The sequence below is a fragment of the Natrinema gelatinilyticum genome (assembly GCF_024266705.1).
Taxonomy (GTDB): domain Archaea; phylum Halobacteriota; class Halobacteria; order Halobacteriales; family Natrialbaceae; genus Natrinema; species Natrinema gelatinilyticum.
In genome coordinates this window covers 2,028,041-2,052,978 of sequence record NZ_CP100756.1, presented here as the reverse complement: position 1 = coordinate 2,052,978, position 24,938 = coordinate 2,028,041, and the positions used below count along the sequence as shown (strand labels likewise).

The 24,938-nt window shown below is 63.5% G+C and carries 26 protein-coding genes and 1 pseudogene; 14 read left to right on the top strand and 13 right to left on the bottom strand.

Going from position 1 to position 24,938, the window contains the following annotated elements; translation table 11 throughout:
- Positions 1–51 precede the first annotated feature (51 nt).
- The 3 genes from NJU76_RS09990 to NJU76_RS09980 all read right to left on the bottom strand — a co-directional run bounded on the left by NJU76_RS09990 (position 52) and on the right by NJU76_RS09980 (position 3,101).
- Positions 52–336, bottom strand: coding sequence for a ubiquitin-like small modifier protein 1 (locus NJU76_RS09990; protein ID WP_254528068.1), 285 nt, complete (start codon positions 334–336; stop codon positions 52–54).
- A gap of 76 nt (positions 337–412) precedes the next feature.
- Entirely contained in the window at positions 413–1,687 is a 1,275-nt protein-coding gene (locus tag NJU76_RS09985; protein ID WP_254528067.1) for a TrkA C-terminal domain-containing protein, read from the bottom strand.
- Positions 1,688–1,829: 142 nt separating this feature from the next.
- Positions 1,830–3,101 (bottom strand): DUF8167 domain-containing protein, encoded by a 1,272-nt coding sequence (locus tag NJU76_RS09980; protein ID WP_254528066.1) that lies wholly within the window; start codon positions 3,099–3,101, stop codon positions 1,830–1,832.
- 189 nt (positions 3,102–3,290) lie between these two features.
- Here NJU76_RS09980 and NJU76_RS09975 point away from each other — a divergent pair, with 189 nt between their 5' ends.
- Both NJU76_RS09975 and NJU76_RS09970 read left to right on the top strand, forming a co-directional pair.
- Positions 3,291–3,698: a universal stress protein gene (locus tag NJU76_RS09975; RefSeq protein WP_254528065.1), complete on the top strand. Its 408-nt coding sequence runs from the start codon at positions 3,291–3,293 to the stop codon at positions 3,696–3,698.
- Between the two features lie 114 nt (positions 3,699–3,812).
- Positions 3,813–4,997, top strand: a complete 1,185-nt coding sequence (locus NJU76_RS09970) for an NAD-binding protein (protein ID WP_254528064.1) — start codon at positions 3,813–3,815, stop codon at positions 4,995–4,997.
- Between the two features lie 29 nt (positions 4,998–5,026).
- On the opposite strand, the gene NJU76_RS09965 is transcribed toward NJU76_RS09970, so the two are convergent.
- Both NJU76_RS09965 and deoC read right to left on the bottom strand, forming a co-directional pair.
- The gene (locus tag NJU76_RS09965) at positions 5,027–6,511 is read right to left on the bottom strand and encodes an HPP family protein (RefSeq protein WP_254528061.1); all 1,485 of its coding nucleotides are present in this window, start codon (positions 6,509–6,511) and stop codon (positions 5,027–5,029) included.
- A 54-nt stretch (positions 6,512–6,565) separates the two neighbouring features.
- Positions 6,566–7,201: a deoxyribose-phosphate aldolase gene (gene deoC / locus NJU76_RS09960; RefSeq protein ID WP_254528059.1), complete on the bottom strand. Its 636-nt coding sequence runs from the start codon at positions 7,199–7,201 to the stop codon at positions 6,566–6,568.
- A 71-nt stretch (positions 7,202–7,272) separates the two neighbouring features.
- Here deoC and NJU76_RS09955 point away from each other — a divergent pair, with 71 nt between their 5' ends.
- The 4 genes from NJU76_RS09955 to NJU76_RS09940 all read left to right on the top strand — a co-directional run bounded on the left by NJU76_RS09955 (position 7,273) and on the right by NJU76_RS09940 (position 11,152).
- The gene (locus NJU76_RS09955; protein WP_254528057.1) at positions 7,273–8,379 is read left to right on the top strand and encodes a ribose 1,5-bisphosphate isomerase; all 1,107 of its coding nucleotides are present in this window, start codon (positions 7,273–7,275) and stop codon (positions 8,377–8,379) included.
- Positions 8,380–8,528: 149 nt separating this feature from the next.
- Complete coding sequence (locus NJU76_RS09950; protein ID WP_254528053.1) at positions 8,529–9,350, top strand: DUF63 family protein; 822 nt, start codon at positions 8,529–8,531, stop codon at positions 9,348–9,350.
- 402 nt (positions 9,351–9,752) lie between these two features.
- Positions 9,753–10,400, top strand: coding sequence for a helix-turn-helix domain-containing protein (locus NJU76_RS09945; RefSeq protein ID WP_254528052.1), 648 nt, complete (start codon positions 9,753–9,755; stop codon positions 10,398–10,400).
- Positions 10,401–10,804: 404 nt separating this feature from the next.
- Positions 10,805–11,152, top strand: a complete 348-nt coding sequence (locus tag NJU76_RS09940) for an ArsR family transcriptional regulator (RefSeq protein ID WP_254528051.1) — start codon at positions 10,805–10,807, stop codon at positions 11,150–11,152.
- A gap of 274 nt (positions 11,153–11,426) precedes the next feature.
- On the opposite strand, the gene NJU76_RS09935 is transcribed toward NJU76_RS09940, so the two are convergent.
- Positions 11,427–11,969, bottom strand: a complete 543-nt coding sequence (locus NJU76_RS09935; RefSeq protein WP_254528050.1) for a hypothetical protein — start codon at positions 11,967–11,969, stop codon at positions 11,427–11,429.
- Positions 11,970–12,161: 192 nt separating this feature from the next.
- Positions 12,162–13,265, bottom strand: coding sequence for an IS630 family transposase (locus NJU76_RS09930; protein ID WP_254528049.1), 1,104 nt, complete (start codon positions 13,263–13,265; stop codon positions 12,162–12,164).
- Positions 13,266–13,884: 619 nt separating this feature from the next.
- On the opposite strand from NJU76_RS09930, the gene NJU76_RS09925 reads away from it, so the two are divergent.
- The 4 genes from NJU76_RS09925 to NJU76_RS09910 all read left to right on the top strand — a co-directional run bounded on the left by NJU76_RS09925 (position 13,885) and on the right by NJU76_RS09910 (position 16,516).
- Positions 13,885–14,214, top strand: coding sequence for a DUF5789 family protein (locus tag NJU76_RS09925; RefSeq protein WP_254528047.1), 330 nt, complete (start codon positions 13,885–13,887; stop codon positions 14,212–14,214).
- Between the two features lie 93 nt (positions 14,215–14,307).
- The gene (locus NJU76_RS09920; protein WP_254528045.1) at positions 14,308–15,195 is read left to right on the top strand and encodes an ATP-dependent ribose-1-phosphate kinase; all 888 of its coding nucleotides are present in this window, start codon (positions 14,308–14,310) and stop codon (positions 15,193–15,195) included.
- 140 nt (positions 15,196–15,335) lie between these two features.
- Positions 15,336–15,638: a HalOD1 output domain-containing protein gene (locus tag NJU76_RS09915; protein WP_254528043.1), complete on the top strand. Its 303-nt coding sequence runs from the start codon at positions 15,336–15,338 to the stop codon at positions 15,636–15,638.
- 101 nt (positions 15,639–15,739) lie between these two features.
- Complete coding sequence (locus NJU76_RS09910; RefSeq protein ID WP_254528042.1) at positions 15,740–16,516, top strand: nucleoside phosphorylase; 777 nt, start codon at positions 15,740–15,742, stop codon at positions 16,514–16,516.
- A 305-nt stretch (positions 16,517–16,821) separates the two neighbouring features.
- Here NJU76_RS09910 and NJU76_RS09905 read toward each other — a convergent pair whose 3' ends face one another.
- On the bottom strand, positions 16,822–17,631 hold the full coding sequence (locus tag NJU76_RS09905) for an HNH endonuclease (RefSeq protein ID WP_254528040.1): 810 nt from the start codon (positions 17,629–17,631) through the stop codon (positions 16,822–16,824).
- Between the two features lie 245 nt (positions 17,632–17,876).
- Here NJU76_RS09905 and NJU76_RS09900 point away from each other — a divergent pair, with 245 nt between their 5' ends.
- On the top strand, positions 17,877–18,482 hold the full coding sequence (locus NJU76_RS09900; RefSeq protein WP_254528038.1) for an amphi-Trp domain-containing protein: 606 nt from the start codon (positions 17,877–17,879) through the stop codon (positions 18,480–18,482).
- Between the two features lie 120 nt (positions 18,483–18,602).
- Here the strand turns inward: NJU76_RS09900 and NJU76_RS09895 are convergent, their stop codons facing one another.
- Positions 18,603–19,340 carry a DUF547 domain-containing protein gene (locus tag NJU76_RS09895; RefSeq protein WP_254528036.1) on the bottom strand — a complete coding sequence of 246 codons (738 nt, stop codon included), beginning with the start codon at positions 19,338–19,340 and terminating at the stop codon, positions 18,603–18,605.
- 117 nt (positions 19,341–19,457) lie between these two features.
- Here NJU76_RS09895 and NJU76_RS09890 point away from each other — a divergent pair, with 117 nt between their 5' ends.
- Complete coding sequence (locus tag NJU76_RS09890; protein ID WP_254528034.1) at positions 19,458–20,477, top strand: AI-2E family transporter; 1,020 nt, start codon at positions 19,458–19,460, stop codon at positions 20,475–20,477.
- 93 nt (positions 20,478–20,570) lie between these two features.
- Here the strand turns inward: NJU76_RS09890 and NJU76_RS09885 are convergent, their stop codons facing one another.
- On the bottom strand, positions 20,571–21,098 hold the full coding sequence (locus NJU76_RS09885) for a winged helix-turn-helix transcriptional regulator (RefSeq protein WP_254532450.1): 528 nt from the start codon (positions 21,096–21,098) through the stop codon (positions 20,571–20,573).
- Between the two features lie 292 nt (positions 21,099–21,390).
- On the bottom strand, positions 21,391–22,470 hold the full coding sequence (gene carA, locus NJU76_RS09880; protein WP_254528032.1) for a glutamine-hydrolyzing carbamoyl-phosphate synthase small subunit: 1,080 nt from the start codon (positions 22,468–22,470) through the stop codon (positions 21,391–21,393).
- A 102-nt stretch (positions 22,471–22,572) separates the two neighbouring features.
- Here carA and NJU76_RS09875 point away from each other — a divergent pair, with 102 nt between their 5' ends.
- Together NJU76_RS09875 and NJU76_RS26895 are read left to right on the top strand one after the other, a co-directional pair.
- Complete coding sequence (locus NJU76_RS09875) at positions 22,573–22,986, top strand: Lrp/AsnC family transcriptional regulator (RefSeq protein WP_254528026.1); 414 nt, start codon at positions 22,573–22,575, stop codon at positions 22,984–22,986.
- Between the two features lie 217 nt (positions 22,987–23,203).
- Positions 23,204–23,452 carry a type II toxin-antitoxin system RelE family toxin gene (locus NJU76_RS26895; protein WP_345781949.1) on the top strand — a complete coding sequence of 83 codons (249 nt, stop codon included), beginning with the start codon at positions 23,204–23,206 and terminating at the stop codon, positions 23,450–23,452.
- 7 nt (positions 23,453–23,459) lie between these two features.
- Here NJU76_RS26895 and NJU76_RS09870 read toward each other — a convergent pair.
- Both NJU76_RS09870 and NJU76_RS09865 read right to left on the bottom strand, forming a co-directional pair.
- Positions 23,460–23,591, bottom strand: a pseudogene (locus tag NJU76_RS09870) (IS5/IS1182 family transposase); the annotation flags it as partial.
- Between the two features lie 172 nt (positions 23,592–23,763).
- On the bottom strand, positions 23,764–24,933 hold the full coding sequence (locus NJU76_RS09865) for an ISH3 family transposase (RefSeq protein ID WP_254528024.1): 1,170 nt from the start codon (positions 24,931–24,933) through the stop codon (positions 23,764–23,766).
- Positions 24,934–24,938: the final 5 nt, after the last annotated feature.

Below are 24,938 nucleotides of genomic sequence, written 5' to 3'. Positions count from 1 at the left end.
GCGACCGGACGGCTCGAGAGGCCCGAGACCGGCGGTCCCGATGACACGAGTTTAGCCCCCGCTGACTGGCGGGAACAGCGCCAGTTCGTCGTCTCCGTCGAGTTCCGTTTCCAACCCCTCCGCTTCGACCAGGACGTTGGTTCCGTTGCGAAGCACGTTGATCTGCGACCGCAGTTCACCGTCGTCATCGAGGACGCGGTCCTCGAGAGCGGGCGCGTCGTCGAGCAACTGTTCAAGGGCGTCTCCGACCGTATCACCGGCCGAGGCGTCGACGGTCACCTGTTTGTTACCGGCACGTTCGGCGAGGTCGGCGAACAGTTTCCAGTCCGTAGGCATACCTGGCGCTATCGCTGCCGACGGCAAGTAGCTACCGCTCCCGAGGCCGCGTTCACTCGGCTGTGCGACCTCCCGGTCAATGCTCGGCCTCTCGGTCTCGGGTCCGACGTTCGTCGGGCGCCGTCCGATTCCGCTCAGCGTTCTCGTCCCCGTCCTCGGTCTGTCCGTGGCTCCCGTCTACCGTCCGGGCGACGGTCCGGTCGGTCACCCGACGCAGCGTGTCCGGGCGACCGAGGACGTAGGCTACGTCCCCGACCGCGAGTCGAACGTTGCCGGCCGGCAACGCGAGGGACTCGTCGCTACCGTCGCCGTCGTCGACTGCGCGTTCGAGTGCGAGCACCAGGACGGGCAGCGAGTCGACCGTCATCCCCGCGAGCAGATCGTTGGGCTCGACGGAGACGGTCGTCACCGTCTCGTCGGCCGCCCGGAGCACGGAGACGAGATCCCGTTCGGCATCGTGACTGCCCGGCAGCGTCACGAGTCGGTAGTCGCCGCCCGACTCGAGGTCGCTCGCGGCGTCGGCATCCAGCGCGACGGTCGCGACGTCGCCCGCGGTCGCACGGAGTTCACCGCCGGCGACCCGTCGCGTCGCGTCCCCGTCCCGCAGCCAGATGCGAACCGCATCGCCTGGGCTGGCGTCGGCCGCGGGATCGGCCTCGAGCGCGATCGCCACGGTCCCCGGCGCGAGTGTCGGGCCGATTCCCGCCGGTCGGCTCCCCACCGCGAGGTAGTCGATCGTCCCGTTGGCGGCGAGGTCGACGTCGACGTGGCCGATCCCGTGGTCGCGCTCGAGGCGAGCGACAAACCGCTCGCGGAGTTCCTCGCGGGTGAGCCGGCGTGGAAAGAGAAACGTCTCCCCCTCGAGTTCGGCCTTCGCCGATTCGTCGACCGGGTCGTAGCCGTCGATGTCGCCGATTTCGTCGGGGAGCTCGACGGTGACGACGCGGCCGGCCGCGCGAACGAGTTGCGTAACCTCGGTGATCGTCCGCGGGGAGGCAACCGCGAACACGTCGCGGGCCACGAAATCGCCCACCCAGCGACCGGCGTCGGCGGCGATTGCACTGACGACGAACGTGGCGACGGTGTAGACCGCGGTTCGAGGCTCGAGAAGCCCGGTATCGCCGATGATCGCCCGCTGCAGTGCGGTCTGCGTGTTCAGCCAGAGCGCGACGATCGTCGCACCGGTCAGCACTGCGACACCTTCTGGGATTTCGTCCGCGCTGTACCAGCGGTACGTAAACGCCGCAGCAGCCGCCGTTCCGCTCGCGAGCAGAGCGAACCCGACGATCCGAACGAGCGCCTGGAGCAGTGTCTCGGTAGAAACCACTTGGGCGACCGGGAGGGCTACCACGGGACAGCACCTCCCAGACGCGGGCGGCCGCGAGCCGTGGTAACGGATCGAATAGCCAGTGCCGTGCCAGAGATGGGTCGAACTGCCCGTACCACGCCAGAGATGGGGCGGACCATTGAACAGCGATCGGTGGTGGGGCGGCTCATCGGGCGAGCGCCTCCACGAACGCTTCGGTCGCTTCCGCCGGTCCAGCGACGAACGCCTCGTCGCCCGCCTCGAGGCGGCGCTCGATGCCGGGTCCGAACACCCAGCCGTGACGCCGGCCGCCGGTTTCGCTGCCCTGCCGTCGTACCGCGAGGATCGTTACGTCCGCCGACGGGTCGGACTCGTCGAGTTCCGCGGCGTCAGTCTCCTCTCCGGTCGGACCGACGGTGAGCCGACGGATGGCGTTCCCGTCGCGTTTCACGAGCGCGAACGCCTCGAACTCGGGGCTGGTCCCACGCGAACGCACGACGAGCCGCGGTGAGGCGGTCTCGAGGATCGATTTTACCTCCTGTCGAGCGACCGTGAGGGTGACGCGCCCGGGTCCGCCAGCGGTCCCGACGGTGGGTTTCGACGACGGGACCACGGACTCGACGTCTTCGCCACCGTCGGTCGCCGCCGGGTCGTCGGTCACGAAGTCGTCAGGGACCGCGGCCGCATCGTGTTCGTCGTCGACCTCGGTCCGGACGCTCAGGACCGTCCCCGGGATCGAACGTTCGCCTGACCTGACCGTCACCCTGTCGCCGGGAGCCAGCCCCGTCGGAACCACCGTCGCGAGCGAGACGGCACGCTGGCCCGCCGATACGCGCCGCGAGAGCGTTCCGGATGGCGGTGCCGCGGCGATCGACGCTCGCGCTCGTTCGCTGATGGTGATGTCGACGTCCGCGAGATCGTGATCGGTTCGCAGCCGTTCCTCGAGGCGAGACTCGAGTTCCGAGATCGGGAGATCGGCCGGCAGTCGCCACGAACCCGCCTCGATGGTCTGTCGGATGTCGGGCGACAGCGGTGGATACCCCTCCATGTCACGGATTTCGCCGGCGGGTCTGACCGTCACCTGGCCGACCGAGCCGACGAGTTCGACCACGTCGGCAGAGAGAGTTCGTTGTCTGAGAGAGGTGAACGAGAGTCTGCGGGGGAGTTCGGCCCCGAGTTTGTCGCCCTGATTGTGGGCGTAGAGCGCGAGCATGAGGACGACCAGCACGGCGACGAGCAGCCGCGGCGACTGAGCGATAGTGGGCTCGACGAGGCCGAGCAAACCGCCCTGGACGCTGGCGATCGAGAGTGCGAGGACGACGACACCGAATCCCGGCAGCGTAACGCCGGTGAAGTATCGGACGAGAAAGCCCAGTGAGCCGGCGACGAACGCGGGGACGATACCGGTCAAGAGCCCGAGATAGATGCCGAGCAGTACTTCGACCGGAAGCGATTGCATGATGGGCCGGTCGGGCGGAATCGTTAAAGGTTCACCGCTGCCCCGGTCGGGGACCACCGGGTGCGGGTCGTCGGGTCGAAGGGGACCGCCCGTTCGCGGGCCGCGGCCGATAGGGTCGGTCGGAGCCGTCAGCGACCTCGGAATCGGTCGGTGGAGTGGATTTGACCGGACGACCGTCGAAGCGTGGGTATGCTCTCGTGCGTTCTCGTGCCGATGGACGGCTCGGAGATGTCCGAACACGCACTCGAGAACCATCCCGGCGCATCGGTCACCGTCGTCACCGTGGTCGGCGAGCCGTCCGTCATGATGGGCGAAGCGATGAGTATCGCCTTCGAGGAGGTCATCGAATCGGCGGCGAAAGAGCGCGCCGAGTCGGTCTTCGACCGAGCCCGCGAGCTGGCTGCCGACCACGACGCGGAGATAGACACCGCCATCGCCATCGACCGGCCGGCACGGGCGATCGTCCGTCGCGCGGCCGACTACGACGCGGTCGTGATGGGCAGCCACGGGGGCGACATGATCGATCGCCTGTTCGTCGGCAACGTCGCGGACAAGGTATTCGAGCACTCGCCGGTACCCGTAACCGTCGTTCGCTAACCACGTTCGATGACCGTCGTTCGAGACGCTTCGGCCGCCGATCGGGAGGCGGTGGGTGCCCGTCAGCGGATGAAGACGATGACGTTTAACTAACACCGTCGCTGAGCGGTGTGTATGGTCGGCGACCAGTCACTCCGCGAACGACTACCCGAGAACTGGCGGCGAGTCCTCACGACGCGTGCGACCGTCATTCTCGTCCTGCTGGTCGCGTTGCTGTCTGTCGCCACCGCGGTTTTGAATATCTGGAATCCGAACCCCGGTCCGCTCCACGGGTACGTCCCCGAAGCGATCCAAAGCGCCGCCGCCTTCACCGGAGCACTCACCGGATTTACGATGGTCGGCAGCGCACTTGCGCTCCGACGCGGACTCCGTGCCGGGTGGTGGGCGACGCTGGTGTTACTTCCGTTAACCGCGGCACAGGGACTCCTCCAGTCGAGTCCGTACTCGTTTCCGCTGGTCGTCCTCTCCATCGTTTCCATCCCGCTCCTGTTGCTGACATACGACCGGTTCGACAAGCCGCTCTCGCTCACCACGACCCAGATTGCGGCCGGGGCGGCGCTCGTCGGGGTCCAACTCTACGGCACCATCGGCGGCTACACACTCAGGGACCACTTCGACGGCATCGACACCATCCTCGACGCGTTCTACTTCACGCTGATCACCTCGAGTACGGTCGGCTACGGCGACGTGACCCCGAACCCGAACTCGATAGAGGGGATGCTGTTTACGATGTCCGTGCTCGTCCTCGGGGTCGCCAGCTTCGGTATCGCCATCGGGGCGCTCGTCGGCCCGCTGATCCAGGACCGCATCTCGAAAACGCTCGGAAAAATGACAGAATCACAACTTCAGCTACTCGACGAGCACATCCTCGTGCTCGGCTACGGCGAACTGACGGAACCGATCGTCGACGAACTCGCGGACAGCGCCCGGGAATACGTCGTGGTTACCACCGACCGCGATGCCGCAACGATGCTCGCCGACCGGGATATCGCTGTCGTCACCGGCGATCCCAGCGACGAGGAGCCACTCCATCGCGCGAAAATCGATCGTGCGGCCGCGATCCTCGTCGCGACGAACCACGACGCCGAGGACGCGCTGACCGTCCTCACGGCGCGCCAACTCGCGGCGGACACCCGCATCGTCGCCGCCGCGACCGACCGCGAGAACATCAAGAAACTCGAGCGCGCCGGCGCGGATGCGGTGATCAGTCCGGCCCAACTCGGCGGGCATCTGCTCGTTCAATCGGCACTGGGCAGCGACGAAACAGCCCTGGTCGATCGAATTCTCGAGAGCGAGTGACCACAGTTCGTCTCGCCGCAGACTGCGGCCTAGCGATGGCGACCACGGTGGACGATCGCGACATCGGACTCGAGGTCGCGAAGTTTTCTGAACGTCGGCGGCGAGACGAACCGCGAGGCGGCCGACCGGTCGGTACTCGAGCCGACGAAGAGCACGTCGTACCGGGGTGCGATCCGCGAGAGGTAGGTCTGGACCGCCGCATTGGCGACGTGGGTTTCGAAGCGGCCCGAGAACGCATCGACGAGATCCGCCAGCGTGCTCTCGGCTGTGCGCCGTTGCGATTCGTTGTCGATACAGGTACAGACGCTGATCGTGCGGCCGGTCTCCGTCACCCGGATCGCGAAGTCCAGCATCGCACGCGCGGTGTCACCAGCACCGCGGGCGGCCACGAGACTGTGTTGCCACCGCCGGCGGCCCTCGTTCGAGCGGAACGCGATCACGTCGATTTCGCTGTCGAACAGCCCCCTGATAAACGACGAGAGGGCACCGCGATCGTCCTCGGCGTACGGCGTGACAATGAGGTCGCAGTTCTGTCGGCGCGCGGTCTCGAGGACGATTCCCGCCGATAAGCCGCCGTCCGCCGCGACGACGACCTCACACGGGATACCGTAGGCAGCTTCGAGGTCAGCCGCGAAGGACTCGAGGCTATTCCCGACGTCGCTGGCCGCGCGTTCCGCGGCAGTTGCCGTGGCTCCGCCGTCGGCCTCGGCGCCCGTGCCCGTGCTGGTCTCGAGGTTCGCGGCGGATCGATCGCCTTCGTCATTCGCCGTCTGTTCGCCGGCACCTCGCTCGGCCGCCGCCTCGTCGACGACGTCGAAGAGGACGACCTTTCCGGCTTCGTGTGCGCTCGCGATTGACGCGGCGAAGCGGGCGACCGTCTCGTCGCCGTTTTCCATCGGAACGAGGACGTGATCGTCCCCGCCGGTCGTCCCGTAGAGGTACTTGGCACGCTGCTCGTAGAAGCGAGCCCGCCAGACGACGAACGAAACCGCGACGAACGAACTCGAGACGACGATCCCGAGGACGTACGCGAACTGCGCGTTCCCGGTGACGAGGACGAGCAGTGCGGTCGAAAACGCCCCTGGTTCCTCCAGATCCAGCGCCCACGTGCAGGCGCCGGTGAAAAGCACACTGAGCGCGGCCCCGGACGCACTGATCCCGCCGCCGTTCAGCCCGACCGCGGTCGTCAGCGCGAGGGCGAGCCAGCCACAGCAGGCGCCGACGGTCATGCCGCCGACGAATTTCCAGGGCGTTGCGTACTTGCCTTCGGGGTCGGAAAAGAGGGTGTACGTCCCGGCGGCAAGCGGCGGAAACAGCAGGAACGAGATTACCGCGGTCACGTTCGCGAGCCACGTCACCGTCGCGATCAAAAGCGGGACGAATACCAGCACCGAAATATGCAGAAGGTTTCCCGTGTGCTCGATCCACCGCAAGAACGCGTCGAGCTCCCGTCGCTCAAGCCGCCGAAGCCGTCTCGCGAGCGCATGTATCCGCGCTCGCATTCCCTCGAGCATTGATCCTAGTAATCAATGATTCTGGATCGACCAAAACATTTGTCGTTGCGCAGGCTACTCGGGCGCTCCCTCGAGGATTGCCACCCCGCTCGACGCGCCGATCCGTTCGGCACCGGCCTCGAGCATGGCTATGGCCTCGTCGTAGCTACCGATGCCGCCGCTCGCCTTGACCGGGAGGTATTCGCTCATGAGCTCGACGTCGTCGACCGTCGCACCGCCCGCTTCGAACCCCGTCGACGTTTTGACCATCGCCGCGTCGGCGGCCGCGGCGGCTTCGCAGGCGCGGCGTTTCTCCGCGTCCGTCAGCAGTGCGGTCTCGACGATCACCTTGACCGGAATCGGTACCGCCGCGACCAGTTCCTCGAGTTCGGTTCTGACGGTGTCGTCCGCGCCCGCCCGCAGGCGGCCGATGTTGATCACGACATCGAGTTCGTCGGCGCCTGCCTGCCAGGCGGTCACACCCTCGCGGCGTTTCGTCTCGCTCGTATTCTGCCCGTGTGGAAAGCCGACGACGGTCGCGAGGGTCACGTCCGGCGCGTACGTGGCCGCCTCCTCGACTGCGTACGGCGGAATACAGGCGTTCATCCCATGCTGTCGGGCCGCATCGAGGACGTCCCGAACGTCGACCGGCGTCGTCGCGGGCCCGAGGACGGTGTGATCGATTAGAGAGGCGAGTTCGCTGCGATCCATATCTCGGCCGACTCACCGAACGGGCAAAAATCGCCCGTTCACTTTTTACCGGTGGTGTGTAACCTTCGCGCATGGCTGACGCCGAATCGGGCGTCGTTTCGGCCGTCGAATCCACCGCCGACGACATCGCTGCCATGCGGATTCGCGGCGCTGCGTCGATCGCTGACGCGGCCGCTGCGGCGCTGGCCGCCCAGGCCGAACACGCCGCAGCCGACCGGCCGGATACGTTCCGGAGCCAACTTCGAGCCGCCGCGAGGACGCTCTACGAAACGCGTCCGACCGCGGTCAGTTTGCCGAACGCCCTCCGGTACGTGCTTCGAGGGACGGACGGCGAGACCGTCACGGAACTCCGGGCCTCGACGATCGCCCGCGCCGAGGCGTTCCAGCGTGATCTAGAGCAGGCCCAGGACACGCTCGGCGAGGTCGGCGCGAACCGGCTGCGAGACGGCGACACCGTCCTGACCCACTGTCACTCGACGGACGCCCTCGCGTGTATCGAGGCGGCGCTCGAGGACGGAAAGGCCCTCGAGGCAATCGTCAAGGAGACCAGACCTCGAAAGCAGGGCCACATCACGGCGCGTCAATTACGAGCGTGGGGCGTTCCGGTAACGCTGATCGTCGACAACGCTGCACGCCGATATCTTGACGACGCGGATCACGTGCTCGTCGGAGCCGACAGCATCGTGGCGGACGGCAGCGTGATCAACAAGATCGGAACGAGCGGACTGGCGGTCAACGCCCGCGAACGGAGCGTGCCAGTGATGGTCGCGGCCCAGACGATCAAACTTCACCCCGACACGATGACGGGTCACAGCGTAGAGATAGAGATGCGCGACGAAACGGAGGTCCTCTCGGACGCCGAGCGGGGCGCGATCACGGGCAGCGTCGGGATCGAGACGGAGAACGAGACGGGACGTGCCACGACGGCGGGGGTCGGTGAGGACGGCGATCGATCGGAGACCGGCGTGAACGCCAACGTCGACGACCGTCCGCTCGAGGCAGACGAACAGATCGAGCCCGATGCCGATCTGATGGTTGAGAATCCCGCTTTCGACGTTACGCCGCCGCGATACGTCGACGCGATCGTTACCGAACACGGTCAGTTCCCACCGGAGAGCATCGTGACACTCATGCGGGAGTTGTTCGGCGAGACGACAGGCGAACCGTGGGAAGTCTGACGAAAACGGGGTACGAGACCGAAAAGAGCCGGGTATCACCGGTACGTCGTCCGCACCGTGGTCACGAAATTTCGTCAGATTACGTATCTTGTGACTGATTACTTCGATAATCGGAAAGTGTTAGTCACTGGTCTATCCTACTGCACTCTATGGTATTACCCGAGGGGTTCGTCGTCCCGCCGTGGTACCTGCTGGTTCCTACTGTCGTGATTCTCGGAAGCGTCATCGCGCTCCTGTGGACGATCGAGCCACCGGTGACCGATCAGACGGTTCTGGCGTTCGCGCCGTGGATGATGTTCGGCTCGAGTCTCCACGTTCTGTACAAGCTGGACGCGTTTCCGGCGAGTATCGCACCCCTGTTCAGCGCGCCGATGGTCTACGCAGTGACGGCGGTCGTCGCAGGGACCGTCTGGCTCGGCGCGATCTTTCTCCACGTCGGCGGCCGCCAGCCGGCGGTTCACCGATTCGTCGGGATCACCGGTACCGCGTTTTTTACTGTCTTCACGATGTTCGCCATCGTTCGCAGTGTCGAGGCGGGAACCTTCGAACCGTTCTGGTCGGTCATCAGCGTCGTCGTCGCCGGCATCGTCGCAGCCGTCGCCTGGGTCGCGCTGAGTCTCTGGTTTACCGACGTGGCCGCGACTACGGGCGCGACCGGGGCGCTCGTAGTCTTTTCACACACGCTGGACGGCGTCACGACCGCGATTGGCTACGACGTCCTCGGGGCCGGCGAGGACGTCCCGCTCTCACTGGTGATCCTCGAGGCCGGTGGATCGCTGCCCACCGCCGAGTACATCGGTGCCGGCTGGCTGTTCGTCCTCGTCAAAGTCGCCCTCGCGCTGGTCATCCTCGGATTATTCCGGGAATACGTCGACGAACAACCCCAGCAGGCGCGGACCGTCCTCGCACTGGTCGCCGCAGTCGGTCTCGGACCGGCCGTTCACAACACGCTGTTGTTCGCCGTGGCCTGACCGCCTCGAGAGCGTCGTAGATACGGTTTCGACTTTGGGTCAGCAGTACGTAAACGGCCTGTCGCTCATCGGAAGACGTACTCGATCCGACCAATGCGATCCTTTTTGCGTATCGGTGCCGTCAATTTGCGCGACGTGATCACGCCGACGCACTCTGTGTTCGACCCTGATTCCAAAGGGGTCACTTGAATCGGGCACCGCGGTCGTTCGACACGCCCCGTTCTCTTCGTGTGGCGGCTAGGCGGAACACATCACACGGCCATAGCGTTGAAAAGTTGACGGTTCAGCCATGAAATCACACGACAGCCATTCTGCACCAAGCGCCGAGCGAACGACGAAAACGCGTCGGGCGGTCTCACGATCGCGTCGTTACTCGGACCGTCAACCGAGTGGGGTACCGCAGTGAGTATCGTCACGACTCGGTTGTCGATCCCGAGCGAGCACCTCGAGTTCGGTCAGATTCTCCAGGACGGGCCGGACGTGCAAATCGAACTCACGCAGTTCGTTCCGACGGGCGATATGTTCGTGCCGTACTTCTGGGTTGCAACCGCAGACCCCGCGTCGTTCGAGGACGCCGTCCGAAGCGACGAGCGAGTAGGTCAGTTGGAGCGGCTCAAAGATGGACCGAAGAAGTACCTCTACCGAGTCACATGGGCGACCGATCTCGACGGGTTTATTCGCGCGCTTAGAACGCACGATCTCGTGGTCGAGAAAGCGGTCGGGACGTCCGACGAGTGGCAATTTCGACTGCGAGGACCCGACCATGATAACCTCTCGGCGTTCCGAGAGGTGCTGATCGAAAACGGAATTCGAAGCACCGTCAAGGCCGTCTGGAACCCACACGGATCGAACAGCGATCCATATGGACTAACGGACAAACAACGCGAAGCAGTCGAACTGGCCTTCGCCGAAGGGTATTTCGACGTGCCATCGAAGACGAACCTCACTGAGTTGGCCGACGTCGTCGGTATCACTCGGCAGTCGTTTTCGCGACGATTGAGTCGAGGTCTTCACGCTATTCTCACCGACACGGTCATGGCGGAGGTCTAGGCCACGTACGAACGGAAATAGTCAATAAATTTTCATATGTGCCGCAATAGTGAACTACCTCGACCTACCGTGCTTGGGCCTCCGGGCGTCGTCCGAAAACGGAGTTTTCTGACTGCCAATCAGAACGCGTGAGTGGTCTGCGTCACTTCTGAATCGTGGCTGCGTCGGTACGCTATTCGAATCCGGCAACTCGAGCGTACGCTTCCGAAACGAGTATTCAAACCAAACCCCGATCACTCTTGCGTTCTGATGACGCTCGCTGAGGACAGCGTGGGACCGAAGGTTCCACCGGCCATGTGAACGGCGTCGCCGTGAGCAGAAGGGTCTGAGCGCCGTCAACTACAGATAAAAAGAGTGCATACGAACGCCCAAAATACATCTCTCACCACCAGTACTCCTACGCCATGGGAGAGGAGACGACCCCACCACCGGACAATTTATCGCTGGACGGTGCTCTCGACGTTCTAGCGGACAAATATCGTCGCCGATTGCTGATCGCACTGCTGGAACACAACCCGCAGGGCTACGACGCGCAGAGGGCCGTCGATATTTCGACCGAGAATGGGGAGGAGAAAGATCGAAAAATCGCAATCGATCATGCCCACCTGCCGAAACTCGAAGCAGCCGATCTCATCGAGCGGAATCGAAACGAGAACGTTATCCGGAAGGGGCCGCGATTCGAGGAAATCGAGCCACTACTTGAACTAATGCACGACCACGCCGACGAACTCCCGGACGGGTGGATCGACTGAACGAGATGTCCATCGCTCTGGACTCGTTCAGGTCCATCCGTCTGAAGTGATCGCGGTGCGAATCGCGCTGAGACGCCGTCCAACTCGGAATCGTGTCGAGACGATGTGCGCAGAGCGTCCCCACCTGTGTCAGTATCGGCGACTTCTGACGAGCGATACGCTCCCTCTGTCTCTGCTAGCAGACCTCTTCCGCAGCGGACACAGGCGAAGAGTGACCCGAGAGAAGCCCTTCGACTCCGGATCGGGATCGCCCTCGAACGACGAGCCGTGTTCACTAGCCGGACGTATACGATTCGAGTACGGCGAGATAGAGAAAGTACGCCAGCCCCGCGACGATCAGCGACACGGCCAGCACGGTGATCCCGACGAACCCGTCGAGTGCCGCGTCGGGATTGTACCAGAGGTAGACGCTGCCCTCGATCGCGAACGCGGTGAGGCCGCCGTAGAAAAGCGCCAGGGCGGTCGCCCGAACCAGCGCCATCGCCCCGCGCTTGCGGCTCCGAAACAACTCGAGGACGAACAGGAGCGCGAACGCGAGCAAATAGAACGGTCCGGGGATTGCCTGGCCGAGCGCCTGCGGGCCGGTCACTGCGACGTATCCGTAGTACCCCAGTGCGAGCAGGAGGCCGCCGATCAGCGTCAGCGATAGCCCGTATTTGCTTGCGTCCTCGACGGTCGACGAGACGACACCGTCGTTCGTGTCCGAATCGACCGAGTGTTCGAAACCGGTGTCTCCCGGATCGGGTCGCCGTTCCGACGGATCGACTCCCGCGTTCGAATCCGTCGGTGAGCCCTCCTCGCCACCGTTGCTGGCCATATCGCCCATACTCCACACGGCATACAAAAAGTTCGTGGTGAACTATTCCGCCCGACCGCGCTCGGGCCTCCCCGGCCCTCGCTTGGTGCGGACGGAGCGTCCTGTTTCTGTGTCGGAACGTGCAGGAACAGATCCCACAGCGTCCACAAGACGCTCCGCGTCTCGTGCGGCCCGGCAGAACGCCATTAATGATCAAGATAACTTTTGCAAATATGGACTGAGGAATTGATCGATCCAGGACTTAGCAAATCCGAGTCGATCGGTAAGGGTGTCGAAGAGACGGCGAGCGAGAGTTCGGAACGCGCTCTCGCTCGCCACCACGATTGGCGAGGCAGTGCGTTTGAGTACTTTCCAAACCTGTTCAATCGGGTTGAGATGCGGTGAGCCGACCGGAAGAAAGACGAGATCAATACCGAGTTGATGTGCGCGTTTGCGCGTGTGTTCACAGATGTGAGACGAGAAGTTATCCAAGACGAGCAGAATCCGCGTTCCCGGATTCTGCTCGCGGACTTGCTCCAAGAGCGCACAGATGTTCTCTTTCGATTGATCTTCAGGGAACGTCAGGACACTTTTGCCGTTGAGCGTATAGCATCCGACCGCTGGTTCGTCAAGCTTCACCAGCGGTCGTTCCAGTGTCGGATCATCAACGTACCACAGTCGATGCGAATTGTCGTATGGTTGTGGATGCGAAGCATCACAAAAACCGACGACAGTTCCCCCATCCGTGCAAATATCGTCGTCGAGGACCCATCCTTCGTCCTCATCATCAGGACGCTTGTTATGTGCCGTCTCTGTCTCCTCGTCGAACGCGTCTGCGACGCGTTCTTCGAGGATTTCATCTGCGTTTTCTGGCCGAGAGGGGCGCTTTGGACGTGGTTTAGCGTAGGACAGTCCGAGATTCCGGAGGAATCGACCGAGATAATCCGGATGGTACTCTACACCGAACTCTTCGTCCAAGAGCTGATGAACTTCCTGTGCTTTCCAGGGTTGCCCCTCCCGGAGAAGTTCTAACAGACGCTCTTGTTCCTCGTCACCGAGCTTCGGGGGCCTTCCGCCCCCGAAGTTCGGTGTCAACTGACCAAGTCCGCCATCGTTCCATCGACGCGCCCAGCGACTTCCAGTCGACGCAGATTTGCCAACGTCGTCGGCTGCTTCCTCGTACGTTGCTCCCTTGTAGAGACGTTTGACAAAGGTGAGTCGCTTGATGATCTTTGGATCGTCTGCTTCGTCCAGCAGACGATCCAACTCCTGCTCACTTAGATGACGAACAAGATCGCCTCGCCGGTCTCCTCCCATTACTCGCCCGTCTCAGTCTATGCCCATAACTTCCGTCACTCATTACGGCGTTCTGCGGACGGTTCCAGACTCCGCAGGCGGCTTCCCTTTACAGGTTGTTCGGAGTGTCCCGCTCCTACCGGTTGGACACTCGGCCACAACCGACGATGCACGCTTGTTGTCGCGTTTGAACACCGCCGGAAACGTGGTGAGCATCTTATTCTCACCTTCGGCCGAAGGGATAATAAGGGTGCCGATTCACACGAAAACAAGACGTGCGGGCGCTGTATCCCCTCCCTGCTCGCGCCTTCGGCGCTCGCTGAGGATAGCGCGGGACCGTCGGTCCCGCTGACCATGCGAACGGCGTTGCCGTGAGCAGAAGGGGGCTTAGCGCCCTCAATTACAGCTAAAATTGCAATGGACCGCCCACGGATCGTCGCGATGAGCGAGCGACCGGCAGTCCTCCGAGACGGACTGCGGGAGAGTCGGACGCCGTCTGACCCCTCAAGACGGGAAGGGACCACACCCGGCACAGATACCGCGTCGGAGTCACGTCTCACTGGATCGGAAATTCATCGGTCGAACAAATCGTTGAATCACGCACGAAGTTTATAATGGTCGATGATGTACAAATGCTACGATGACCGTCCATACCGAGAGCCACCGAACCAGAGAACTCGGGGTCGAATTCGGTCCGCTCGCTCAGCAGCTCGAGCAACACGAGTATCCGGCGACGTGCGAGGAACTGGTCGAGGCATACGGCAGCGAAGTCCTCCAGTTCCAGAACGGCGAACAGACGCTCGAGGAGGTGCTGGACCTCGTGTACGAAGAACAGTTCGACTCCGCGACTGAAGCTCGTATCGCCATCTTCGGCAACGTCGCCGAAGGCGCCATCGGACGGAAAGGCTACAGCGACCGTACGCCGCCGGCGCTCGGAGAACGGACCGAGGGACCGACCGAATCGTTTTGATCATACCCCGGCGGGCCGCGGCCGTACGGGAACGACCACCACCGCCCGTCACTAGATTTTTGCCGGCCGACACCGTCCTCCCGATATCGTCGAATGGATTCGGTGACGGTACTCACGGCCGGGCACATCAACTGGGACGTGACCCTTCGCGTCGACAGACTCCCCGAGCCCGACGGCGAGGCCTCGATTCGCTCGCAGCGCCAATCCGGCGGCGGGAGCGCCGCCAACGTCGCCACCGCGCTCGCCAGCCTCGGCGTCGACGCCGGGCTGATCGGCAGCGTCGGCGACGACGACAACGGACTGCTCGCCCGTCACGAACTCGAGGCCGCGGGCGTCTCCCTGGCCGGCGTACGCGTCGTCGAGGGGGCCGACACGGCCGTGAAGTACCTGCTCGTCGACGAGATTGGCGAAGTCGCGATCCTCGGGACCGACGGCGTCAACGAGGCCGTCACACCGGACGACCTCGAGTCGGCTCGAATCCGAGCGGCGGACCACGTGCATCTCACGGGACAGCGCCCCGACACCGCCGCTGCGATCGCACGGATCGCCGGCGAAGCCGACCTGTCCGTCAGTTTCGATCCGGGCCGTCGAGTCGCCGACCGAGATTTCGACGAGGCGCTCGCGCTCGCCGACATCGTCTTCGTGACCGATCGAGAGGCGACGGCGTTGCTCGGGCCCGACCGACTCGACGAGCCGGGCGACGGTCGGATCGTCGTCGTCACCTGCGGTGCCGACGGGGCGGAAGCGTACGCACCGGACGGCGCCGTCGTTCATCCGGGATTCGACGTCGACCCGGTCGACACGGCCGGTGCGGGTGACGCCTTCGCCGCGGGATTCCTCACGAGGTGGCTCGGGGATGGCGATATCGACCGCGCTCTCGCGTACGGGAACGCCTGTGGCGCGCTTACCGCGAGCCAGAATGGCGCGCGGAGTGCACCGACGTCGACTGCGGTCGAAACGGTCCTTGGATGTCGATCGTGATCGGGGCCGATCGACGACCCGGTTCGTGACGTCGCCGTCTCGCAGTCGTGCGGTTCTCATCGGGTGTCGTCTGACGGTAGTTATATGGGCGGCGCCGTTGCCCAGACGAATAGACAGTCACGATCCTGTGACTGAGAGACATGACGGAAGGAAGGGTAAATGAGTCAAACGGATGTGGCTTCGGACGTCGCATCCAGTACGAGCGACGTGCGGACGAACCGCCGAGTATCGCCACTGCGATGGCGCTGGCTCAGTATTACGGTGACGACGTCACTGCAGCTAGCACGCAGCTATACGATTACATCGATCCAGAGGCACTCGACGACCTCTTCGCGGAGACGAATCGTGGCGAGTCCCGAGCGACGGGAACCGTCGAATTCGAGATTGAAGACGCGGTTGTCACTATCAGACCCGACCGCATCGAAGTGCGTTCGAGCGGATAGTCGCCGGTCGAACACAGGGAACGGGGTGTGGCGTCGAGAGAGCCAATGCGTCTCGACCCTTCCTCGAACCTTTTTTCTCACCGCCCACGGAACGCGTCAGTATGGCGACGCAGCCACATCTGCTGGTCGACGACGGCGAACTGACGGACATCGCACTTATCCCGGGCGATCCGGGCCGGGTCGATCGCATCGCAGACCACTGCGACGAATCGGAGACGATCGCTCGCAATCGCGAGTACAAGGTCGTCAACGCCACCTACGAGGACCGTGATCTGACGATCTGCTCGACCGGGATCGGCTGTCCCTCCGCCGCCATCGCCATCGAAGAGATGGCCAACGTCGGCGTCGAGACGTTCGTCCGTGTCGGGACGACCGGTGCGCTCCAGTCGGCACTCGAAATCGGCGATATGATCGTGGCGACCGGAGCTGCGAAGAACGAGGGGACCTCGAAGCGGTACGAGGCCGTCGAGTATCCCGCAGTTCCAGACTACGAGGTGCTGTCGGCGCTAGTCGACTCGGCGGAGGAACACGCGGCCCAGTGGGCCGCGAACAGCGCAAACGGTGAAACCGTGGGCGGAGACGAAGACGTTCACGTCGGCCCCATCGCCTCCGACGACGCGTACTACGCCGAAACCGATGCGGCCGTCGACGACTGGGAAGCCGCCGGCCTGCTGGCGGTCGAGATGGAAGCCGCAGCCGTCTTCACGCTCGCTCGCCGGCGGGGGCTGCGCGCCGGTGCGATCTGTACCGTCGACGGCAATCTCGTCGAAGGCACCCAGAAGGGAACCGACACCGAGGACGACGAACTCCCCGACAAGGCGAAGAACAACGTCGGCCGGGCGATCGATATCGCACTTGAGGCTGCGACGGGCCTTTGACCTCTTTCCACCCCTGAAGGGGGAGGATGCCTCCGGTGGGGATTTCAACTCGGTGTTGAAGCCCCGAAGGTACCCCACCTCAGGGCGGGTACTCCGGTCTGTGCGGTCCTCTTTGGTGCTTGTCTGGCGGAAATCGGGGCGGTTGTGGCAGGCCGCCACATGTGATTGTACGCTCTCTGGTCTCGCTCTGTGGAACCGGCATCGTCAGTCGGCGACGCCACGGATCGTGGCTCCGCTGAGCCACGCGACCACCGACGCTCCGTTTCGAGCGATGACCGTCGAGACACTCGTCGTCGCAGCTGTCGTTACGTGTCGACCAACTGCTCGGCCAGCGTCATCGTCCGGTCGGTCAGCGTCTCGGTCGTCTGGGACGCCCCCTGAAGCGTCTCGTTGATCGTCGCGAAGAGTCGGTCGAAGGCGACGGTTCCGTCGTCGTGCTCCCAGTCGACCGTCTGGTGAACGACGAGTCCACAGTTCGGGCAGGTCTCGTCCTCGCTCCGCTCGAGGGAGGCGAAACACCCGTGACAGCGGTCGAGCCCGGTCGCGACGGTTTCGCTCGACGCGACGACCTCGCGGAGGGTTCGCTGCAGCTGCGCCGCAGTTTCGGAAAACGCAGCGAGTGCGGGCCGAACGTCGGAATCCACGGCGGTCTCGGAGGCGGCGAGGCGCTCGAGGCGGGCGTCGACGAGGTCGAGTGCGAGCACGACGTCTCGACGGGCGCGGCGGTACTTCGCGACCGAGGCATCGAGGTCCACGTCCGTCTCGTCGTCGACGGCGGACTCGAGCGAGTCGGGAAGCGACGTCGCGACCGATGCGAAGTCGGCGACGTCGGAGATCGTTCCGCCCTGGACGCGCGTGGTGTCGCGGACGAAGTCGAACAGGTCTCCTCCGGCGACCGTTTCCGTCGACGGCGAGGGTTCGAGTACGGTAAAACAGGCGCAACAGACCGTCACGAGCGCACTCTCGTGGACATCGCCCTCGAGAGAGATGTCGCCGACCGGATAGGACCGGAGGCTCGTCGGCTCGTCCTCGCCGACGGTGCCGCAGTGTCGGCAGGTGAACGCGTCGCGGTCGAAGACGAACGCCCGGTCGGCACGCCAGTCGCGGGAAGTCACGGGCGAGCGAAGGCAGCGCTGCGGCAAAAACGCTCCGACTACCCCGATGGTTCGATCGACCACATCCCGAGGCGGGACCGGGACCCATCGTGCGCCGATGGGCCGCCCGCCGGCGATCGGCTGTCGACGGTCCATCGCGTGCCGATCGAGAGCCCACCGCCCGCGCTCGAGCGGTCGCGCGAATTCGGCGGCAGTTTCCGGGAACAGGGCAGGAACTACAAGCCCGCGGCTCCCGTAGTTTCGGCATGGTCGATGCACCGGACGACAGGGACAGAGGGGGAAAGTCGGGCGCGGACTGGTTCGACCTCGAGTGCGCGTACGATCGCGAAGAATTCGCCGCCGACCTCCGCGAGTTAGCGACCGCATTCGAGGACGGACGGCCCGTTCGCCTGGACAGCGACGACCGGGTTGCCAGCATTATACTCCCGCAGCGAGTCACGGTCGCGGTCGGCGCAGCGCGTGACCCGACCGCAACGCCATCGCTCGCCAAACTGGAACTCGACCTGGAGTGGGACGACGTCGAGGGCTCGAGCATCCAGATTGCCGACCGAGATGCAACTGATGAGACGGCGGAAGCCGACGAGCCGACCGTCATCGACGTGACGGCCGAGACGGCGGCGGTGGAGCAATCCGACGCCGGAGAGACAGACCGGACGAGCGAAGCCGGGCGGACCAGCCGCTTCGAGGTCTACGAGGACAACGCGGGTGAGTGGCGCTGGCGGCTCGTCCACTGGAACGGAAACATCGTCGCCGACAGCGGCGAGGGATACGTGTCGCGATCGAACGCCGAGCGGGCCGCACGGAGCGTGATCCGAAGCGCGTCGACGGCGACGATAGAGCGACGTGACTGAGATTCCGGCGACCACGAAGCCGAGCCATCGGGATCGTGCAACCGAGAGAACTGAAATGGCGCGGCTCTGGGCCCGAACGATTCGGCTGCGAACCGGAACCGCGGCCCGCCGCGAGACGAACTAGGGCCGAATATCGTCGCCGTCCATGTCCACGTCGAGGTCTGCGGATCGGTCGACCCGCTCGTACTCGAGCGAGGGTGTCGTGTCGGTCGGGACAGCGTTGTACTCCCGAAGGAACGCGACGATGCCGCGGGCACCGCCGAAGTCGCCACGGTACTGCCAGAAGCGCCGCGGGACCGTCGCGACGTTTTCTTCGACGTCGTAGGTGACGTTCTCTTCTAAAAACCACTCGATGGCGATGTCGAGTTCTTCGTCGACGTCACGCGGCGAGTAGACTGCGATCGGCGGGCAGTGTTCGGCGCCGTGACTCAGTGCGAAGTGTACCCTGGGATCACACTCCTCGAGGCGGAACTCCCGTTCGAACGAGGAGGGGAACAGCCGCGGGAGGTAGCCGAATCCCCACGGGTGTTTCGAACTTCGGAGCAGCCCGTGTTCGATGTCGTTGAGACTCAGCCAGACCCCGCTGATGGGGACCCGATCGCGGACGAAGAACTTCCAGCGATCGAGCAGTCCGCCTTCGTGCAGCTCGGTCTCCTCGTCTTCCAGAATGAGCTGGGCGTACGCGTTGTAGCAGTTGAGCCAGAACGCGAGTTTTCCCTCGCGATTGTCGATCGCCCGCTTTAGCTGTGACCGCTCGAGGGCGGCGAGGCGCTCCCGCAGCGGATCGGCGTCGCCCTCGGTCTTGACGGTATAGAGGAGATCGGCCGAGAGCGAAAGGGGATCGAGCTGAGTCGACATTCGAATAGGAGTTCACTAACCAAGCCCTTGAAGCCGTGTGACGGCTTCTGACGACAATCCAACAGACAGATAGGTTTAAGGAGTGGTTTTATTCCCTCGAGCGTCAAAATTATCGGTGTGAATCTCAGCAAGGGATTTCTCCTCGTCCTCGTCGGGATCTTCGCGTATCTCTCGCTGCTTCTCGTCCTCCCGTTCGGTCAGTACATCCTCGGCGCCATCCTCGTCGCGTACGTCCTCTATCCGGTCCAAGAGCGCCTCGAGCGGCGAGCCTCGCCTCCGATCGCCGCGCTCGCACTCGTCTTGCTCGCCGTCGCCGGCGTCGTCGTTCCGTTGATCGTCATCGTCGCGGCAGTCGCGAGTGACGCCCGGCGACTCATCGAGAATGCTGACGCGGACGCGATCCAGACCGCCGAACTGGAACGGTTCATCGAGGCGCGAACGGGTATGAGCGTCGACCTGACGGCTACGCTCGCCGAGTCGGCACAGGGGGTCGGCGGGATTCTCCTCGAACAGTCGACCGCCTGGTTCAGCGTGCTCACCCACACCGTGATCGGGCTCGGGGTTGCAATCTTTTTGCTCTACTACCTGCTCAAAGACGGGAGCGCGCTGCTTTCCTGGATTCGGGATCTGACGCCGCTGCCGGACGAGGCCCAGAACGATTTCTACCGGGAACTAGATGCGGTCATGTGGGCCGTCCTCGCGGGTCACGTCCTGATCGCGATTATTCAGGGGACCATCGCCGGTCTGGGGTTGGTCGCGACCGGCGTGCCGAACGCCGCGTTCTGGACGGTGATTATGATCATCCTCTCGTTGATTCCGCTGGTCGGCTCGTTTCTGGTCTGGGGACCGGCCGTTATCTTCCTCTTTACGACGGGCGAGCCGTTTCTCGCCGTGGCGCTGTTCGCCTACAGCACGGTCGTCGTCGGCCTCTCGGACGATTACCTGCGACCGATTCTCGTCGATCGCTACGCCGACCTGAACCCCGCCGTCATCATTCTCGGCGTCCTCGGCGGCGTCTACGCGTTCGGCATCATGGGTCTGTTCTACGGCCCCGTCGTCCTCGGCGCGCTGATCGCGACGCTGAACGTGATGAGCAACCACTACAACGAACTCGAGGATGTTCCGGGTATGCGGTGACGGAACGCGGGCCGACGAATTGCGCCGGAGAGAACGGATCGATCGTGGTCGTGCGATCGGCGAACTGCGGTCCGAAGACCGGTCGAGCGTCGGCTACGTGGAGTCGGGCGTGCCCGCGAGTAGGTCGTCGACGAGTCGGGAAAACCGATCGACGAGCCGGTCGGGAACGGTCGGCGTCACCGTCGTCAGGAGTCGGCCCGTCGCTTCGGGAGTGGCGAGTTCGAGGACGACGCGGTTTCGCTCGGCGTAGCGCTTCTCGACGATGTCGTGGTCGACCAGCCGGTCGAGGTGGTACTCGAGCGTACTGCGAGCGATCCCGATCGCATCCGCGACGTCGGCTGGTGCGGCCTGCTCGTGTTCGATCAGGTAGACGACGATTTCGCGGGCGGTTTCCCGGCGGAACAGCGCCAGTGCGGCCCGCTCCCACTCGTCGTACTCCGGCGGGTAGTAGTGGGTCCGGCCGTAGAACTCCTCGCGGACGAGGCGGTCCTCCTCGAGTAGCCGCCGGACGTGATACTGAATCTGCCCCGGTGCGAAGTCGGATCTTCTGACGAGTTCGTTGAAGTGGACGCCGGCGTTCGAACCGACGTGCGCTCTGATCTTCTGGCGCGTTTCAGTCATCGGTAGCTCGTGGTCGTCCTGTCGGTGGACGTATTCGGTGCTAGTCGTGGCGCGCATATAACGGGTGTCCCGCGTTCCCAGCAATCGAGAATTGATATCGTTCAAGGCGCGACCGACACTCCTCGAGCAGCCAATTCTGCGTGTCCCGCCTGCTCGAGGAATGGGTGGACGATTCCGACAGGCGCGTGGCGCAGAAAATGGACTCCGCCAACAGTGACCTAAAGACGGACGATGGACTCCGCCAACGGCGACTCGCAGAAGAAATCGAGACTCCGCAGTCGAGCGCCGACGATCAGTCGTCGGCGGGGACCGCTCGAGCGTTTTCTCGGCCGGAAGCCATGGCGAGAACGTCGTCGAAGAAGTCGAGGGTGTCTTCGGGGCCAGGGTTCGCTTCGGGGTGATACTGGCGGGTAATGACGTCGTATTCGATGCCGTCGATCCCTTCGGGCGTGTCGTCGTTGACGTTGATCTGGGTGACTTCGAGGTGGTCGCCGGGGTCGGCGACGGTGTAGCCGTGGTTCTGGGTGGTCATGACGACCTGCTTGGACTCGAGATCAAGGACGGGCTGGTTGACGCCGCGGTGGCCGAACGTCATCTTCTCCGTGGATCCGCCGAGCGCCTCGGCGACGATCTGCTGGCCGAGACAGATGCCGGCGACGGGCGTGTCCTCGACGAACGCCTCGACGAGTTCGATCGCTTCCTCGAAGTTGACCGGGTCGCCGGGGCCGTTCGAGATGAACAGCACGCCCGGGTCGACGGCCTCGACGTCCGCAACGGACGCGTCGTAGGGCAGGACGTGAACGGTCGCCTCGCGCTCGAGCAGCGAGTCGACGATCGAGCCCTTCGCGCCGCAGTCGATCAGGGCCACCGTCTCGCCGTCGTTGTCCGCGCCGTGGACGGTCGGTTCGTCGACGCTGACCTGCGCGCCGATGTCAGTGTGGTCGCTCATCGCCTTGCACTGTTCGAGTTCGGCCAGCGCGTCCTCCTCCGTGACATCCTCGCCGACGGCGATCCCGCACTTCATCGCACCGCCGTCGCGGATGTCCGTGACGACCTCGCGAGTGTCGAGGTGGTCGACGGCCGGAACGCCCTCGCCTTCGAGCCACTCGGCGACGTCATCCGTGAGTTCCTTCGCGAGGACGGCACGCGGGTGAACGCGATCGTCCTCGAATCGTTCCTCGCGGACGCCGTAGTTACCGATCAGCGGGTACGAAAAGGTCAGGATCTGCTCCTCGTAGGAGGGATCCGTCAGACTTTCCTCGTAGCCCGAATACGCTGTTGTGAAGACGAGTTCCCCACGAGCCGTTCCCGACGCACGACCACGACCCTCGAGTACATGGCCGCCTTCCAGTGCGACGTAGGCTTCCGTCATTACGAACTACGTATCGTTTGGACCATCATAAGTGTTGTCTTCGAAGCTCAGTTACGATTTTCGTAATCGGTAAGTGCACGTCACACGTAGGTACGCATCCCCATGGACGACCTGGACCGACAGATCCTCGATGTTCTCCGGCGGGACGCCCGGACGCCGTACACAGAGATCGCAAGCGTAGTCGGGACGAGCGAAGGGACCGTCCGCAACCGCGTCGAGCGCATGATGGACGAAGACGTCATCGAGCGCTTTACCATCTCGACCCGAACGGGGAACGTCCAGGCGATGCTCGAGATTGGTGTCGCGGTCGACGTCGACACGAAAGAGGTCTCGGAACGGATGGCCGAGTGGGAGGAGGTCGACTTCGTCTGGATGGTCTCGGGCGAACAGGACATCGTCCTCGTCGTCGACGCCGCGGACACGCGCGGGGTCAACGATCTCATCACGAAAGCCCGCGACCAGGACGAGGTCGTGAGCACGAAGACGCGGCTGATCCTGGACGAGGAACTCGGCTAGATCGACTCCCGGACCCGCGTCCGAACCCGCATTCTTGCTCGATACAGAGAAACCGCTACCCTCGAGAAGCAATGATAGAGAGTCGGCGACGGGAGAATAATCAGAAAGTGTGCTACTAGTGACAATGATAGCGAGGAAATACGAACGCGCTCGACTCGAGTTCTTCGGAGGTTAGTTTCGCGAGATGACGTTATCGAGATGATGAATCGGGACGAGGCTGACGAGTGACGGGGACTGGACCTGGAAATTCACGCACCGTGCCGCCGATCAATTCGATGGACTCGATCCGCACGTCCAGGACCGCATCGTCTCGAAACTCGACGAAGTCGTGGACGCAGAACGGCGTGATCCGGACGACTCTCTCGAGTCGCTGACCGGCGGTCCCTTCTCAAAACTTCGAATCGGACAGTATCGCCTCGCGTGTATCCTCAGCGACGATACTTCTGCCGTGTTGAATAGCTACTGAATCATAGTTAGAGTGGCTCACAGAGCGGTTCTATATTGGCGATGGCGAACATGAGGACGATCTCACGAAACTGTCGATACCAGCCCAGCGCTCGCACGGCGTCGCCGAGCGAGCGCTTCGTCGTTGAGTAGGAAGTTTCAGTACCTCACAAAGCGTCCCTGCTCACTCAGGCTGAAGCCGCAGTTTTGTCCTGATCGGTAGTGATTAACGGTAGTTCTGACCGAAGATTGAACAGAGTCGTCGCTGTCGGCGGCGGTCAGCCGCCGACGCGACGGCGTTGCCACTCGCAGAGAGGCTGGCTCGGTCGAGCGTTAGCGGTGGAACCGATCGTCCGGTGGCCGATTTGCAGGGACGGCCCGACGCACCGCGAGGGCCGTCCATGCTGCCCGGCACACCATCTTGATGAACTCCTTGAAAGACCAGGACCAGAGGCGACGCCCGCCACGGCGGGGCGTCGCCACATATTCCCAGTGCAAGTACCGCCAAACGTTCTGTAACAGCAGACTCACCACGACGTACAACAGCCGAACCACCGGATTTTGCGTTGTCGTCGTTGCAATGCTTTGCTCGGAGAGCCGGTACGTCGCCTCGATAGCGAAGCGTTTCGCGTAGTGGTATCGGGCGTCGCGTGGTGAGTCGATAAACGGCGCGTCAGCGGCGTAGCCGTGACGCGCCACCCCATGTTCGTCGTACCGCCCGTTTTGGTAGGAACAGTCGATGTAGACGGGAAACTCGACGGTCCAGCTGTGACCGTCGAGTTTCGCCGTCAGATCATGCTGGATGACGCGGCTCCAACCTTCCGAGAGTTCCTGCTTGATCGTCTGTCCCCAACGGATGATCGGCATCACGTAGGCGTGGTTGTGCGCCTGAAGCAGCGTGAGACACTTGCTATCGTAAAATTCACGGTCAAGATAGACGGCCTTGACGCTGAGGTCAAGGCCGTCGAGAATCCCGAGAAACTCAGCAAGGACGCTGCTGGCGGTGTCGCCGTCGGTGAGACGACGCACCGCCAGCGTATAGCGCTTGTTCTGTACACGCGCGTAGAGAGTGGCATAGGCATGGAACGCAGTGGTTCCACGTTTCGCTTCCGAGTGATAGAGACCGTCTGTGTCGTTTTCATCACCATAGTAGGGCCGCAGGTGGAGGTCGGCGACGACCTCCACCTGCTCAGGAAGGACCTCAAGCACGTTCTTCTGAAGGAGCGCGTTCCCGGCTCGTTCAACCGACTTGAGCTCGAATTTCTCGCGGAGGTGGTACAGAACCGTGTTTTCGTGGGGCGAGTCTGCGCTGTTCTCACAGAGTTTGGAGACCGAGGTCCCGTCGGCGCATGCGCCGACGAGGACCTCGTAGATGTCTTCTGCGTCGACCTCAGCATTCTTGCCGAGGTCAAGATCGACTTCCTCGTCAATGGAGTTGACGAGGAAGTTAAGGAGCTGGTCCTCGTGGATTGAACCGTCCGCTTGCTTTGCTTGCTTGGACACAACTC

What these genes read in the sequence shown, in the direction of transcription:
- NJU76_RS09990 (WP_254528068.1), bottom strand. Translation starts at nt 336, where the DNA reads ATGCCTACGGACTGGAAACTGTTCGCCGACCTCGCCGAACGTGCCGGT.
- NJU76_RS09980 (WP_254528066.1), bottom strand. Translation starts at nt 3,101, where the DNA reads ATGCAATCGCTTCCGGTCGAAGTACTGCTCGGCATCTATCTCGGGCTC.
- NJU76_RS09975 (WP_254528065.1), top strand. Translation starts at nt 3,291, where the DNA reads ATGCTCTCGTGCGTTCTCGTGCCGATGGACGGCTCGGAGATGTCCGAA.
- NJU76_RS09970 (WP_254528064.1), top strand. Translation starts at nt 3,813, where the DNA reads ATGGTCGGCGACCAGTCACTCCGCGAACGACTACCCGAGAACTGGCGG.
- NJU76_RS09965 (WP_254528061.1), bottom strand. Translation starts at nt 6,511, where the DNA reads ATGCTCGAGGGAATGCGAGCGCGGATACATGCGCTCGCGAGACGGCTT.
- deoC (WP_254528059.1), bottom strand. Translation starts at nt 7,201, where the DNA reads ATGGATCGCAGCGAACTCGCCTCTCTAATCGATCACACCGTCCTCGGG.
- NJU76_RS09955 (WP_254528057.1), top strand. Translation starts at nt 7,273, where the DNA reads ATGGCTGACGCCGAATCGGGCGTCGTTTCGGCCGTCGAATCCACCGCC.
- NJU76_RS09950 (WP_254528053.1), top strand. Translation starts at nt 8,529, where the DNA reads ATGGTATTACCCGAGGGGTTCGTCGTCCCGCCGTGGTACCTGCTGGTT.
- NJU76_RS09940 (WP_254528051.1), top strand. Translation starts at nt 10,805, where the DNA reads ATGGGAGAGGAGACGACCCCACCACCGGACAATTTATCGCTGGACGGT.
- NJU76_RS09935 (WP_254528050.1), bottom strand. Translation starts at nt 11,969, where the DNA reads ATGGCCAGCAACGGTGGCGAGGAGGGCTCACCGACGGATTCGAACGCG.
- NJU76_RS09930 (WP_254528049.1), bottom strand. Translation starts at nt 13,265, where the DNA reads ATGGGAGGAGACCGGCGAGGCGATCTTGTTCGTCATCTAAGTGAGCAG.
- NJU76_RS09925 (WP_254528047.1), top strand. Translation starts at nt 13,885, where the DNA reads ATGACCGTCCATACCGAGAGCCACCGAACCAGAGAACTCGGGGTCGAA.
- NJU76_RS09920 (WP_254528045.1), top strand. Translation starts at nt 14,308, where the DNA reads ATGGATTCGGTGACGGTACTCACGGCCGGGCACATCAACTGGGACGTG.
- NJU76_RS09915 (WP_254528043.1), top strand. Translation starts at nt 15,336, where the DNA reads ATGACGGAAGGAAGGGTAAATGAGTCAAACGGATGTGGCTTCGGACGT.
- NJU76_RS09910 (WP_254528042.1), top strand. Translation starts at nt 15,740, where the DNA reads ATGGCGACGCAGCCACATCTGCTGGTCGACGACGGCGAACTGACGGAC.
- NJU76_RS09900 (WP_254528038.1), top strand. Translation starts at nt 17,877, where the DNA reads ATGGTCGATGCACCGGACGACAGGGACAGAGGGGGAAAGTCGGGCGCG.
- NJU76_RS09895 (WP_254528036.1), bottom strand. Translation starts at nt 19,340, where the DNA reads ATGTCGACTCAGCTCGATCCCCTTTCGCTCTCGGCCGATCTCCTCTAT.
- NJU76_RS09885 (WP_254532450.1), bottom strand. Translation starts at nt 21,098, where the DNA reads ATGACTGAAACGCGCCAGAAGATCAGAGCGCACGTCGGTTCGAACGCC.
- carA (WP_254528032.1), bottom strand. Translation starts at nt 22,470, where the DNA reads ATGACGGAAGCCTACGTCGCACTGGAAGGCGGCCATGTACTCGAGGGT.
- NJU76_RS09875 (WP_254528026.1), top strand. Translation starts at nt 22,573, where the DNA reads ATGGACGACCTGGACCGACAGATCCTCGATGTTCTCCGGCGGGACGCC.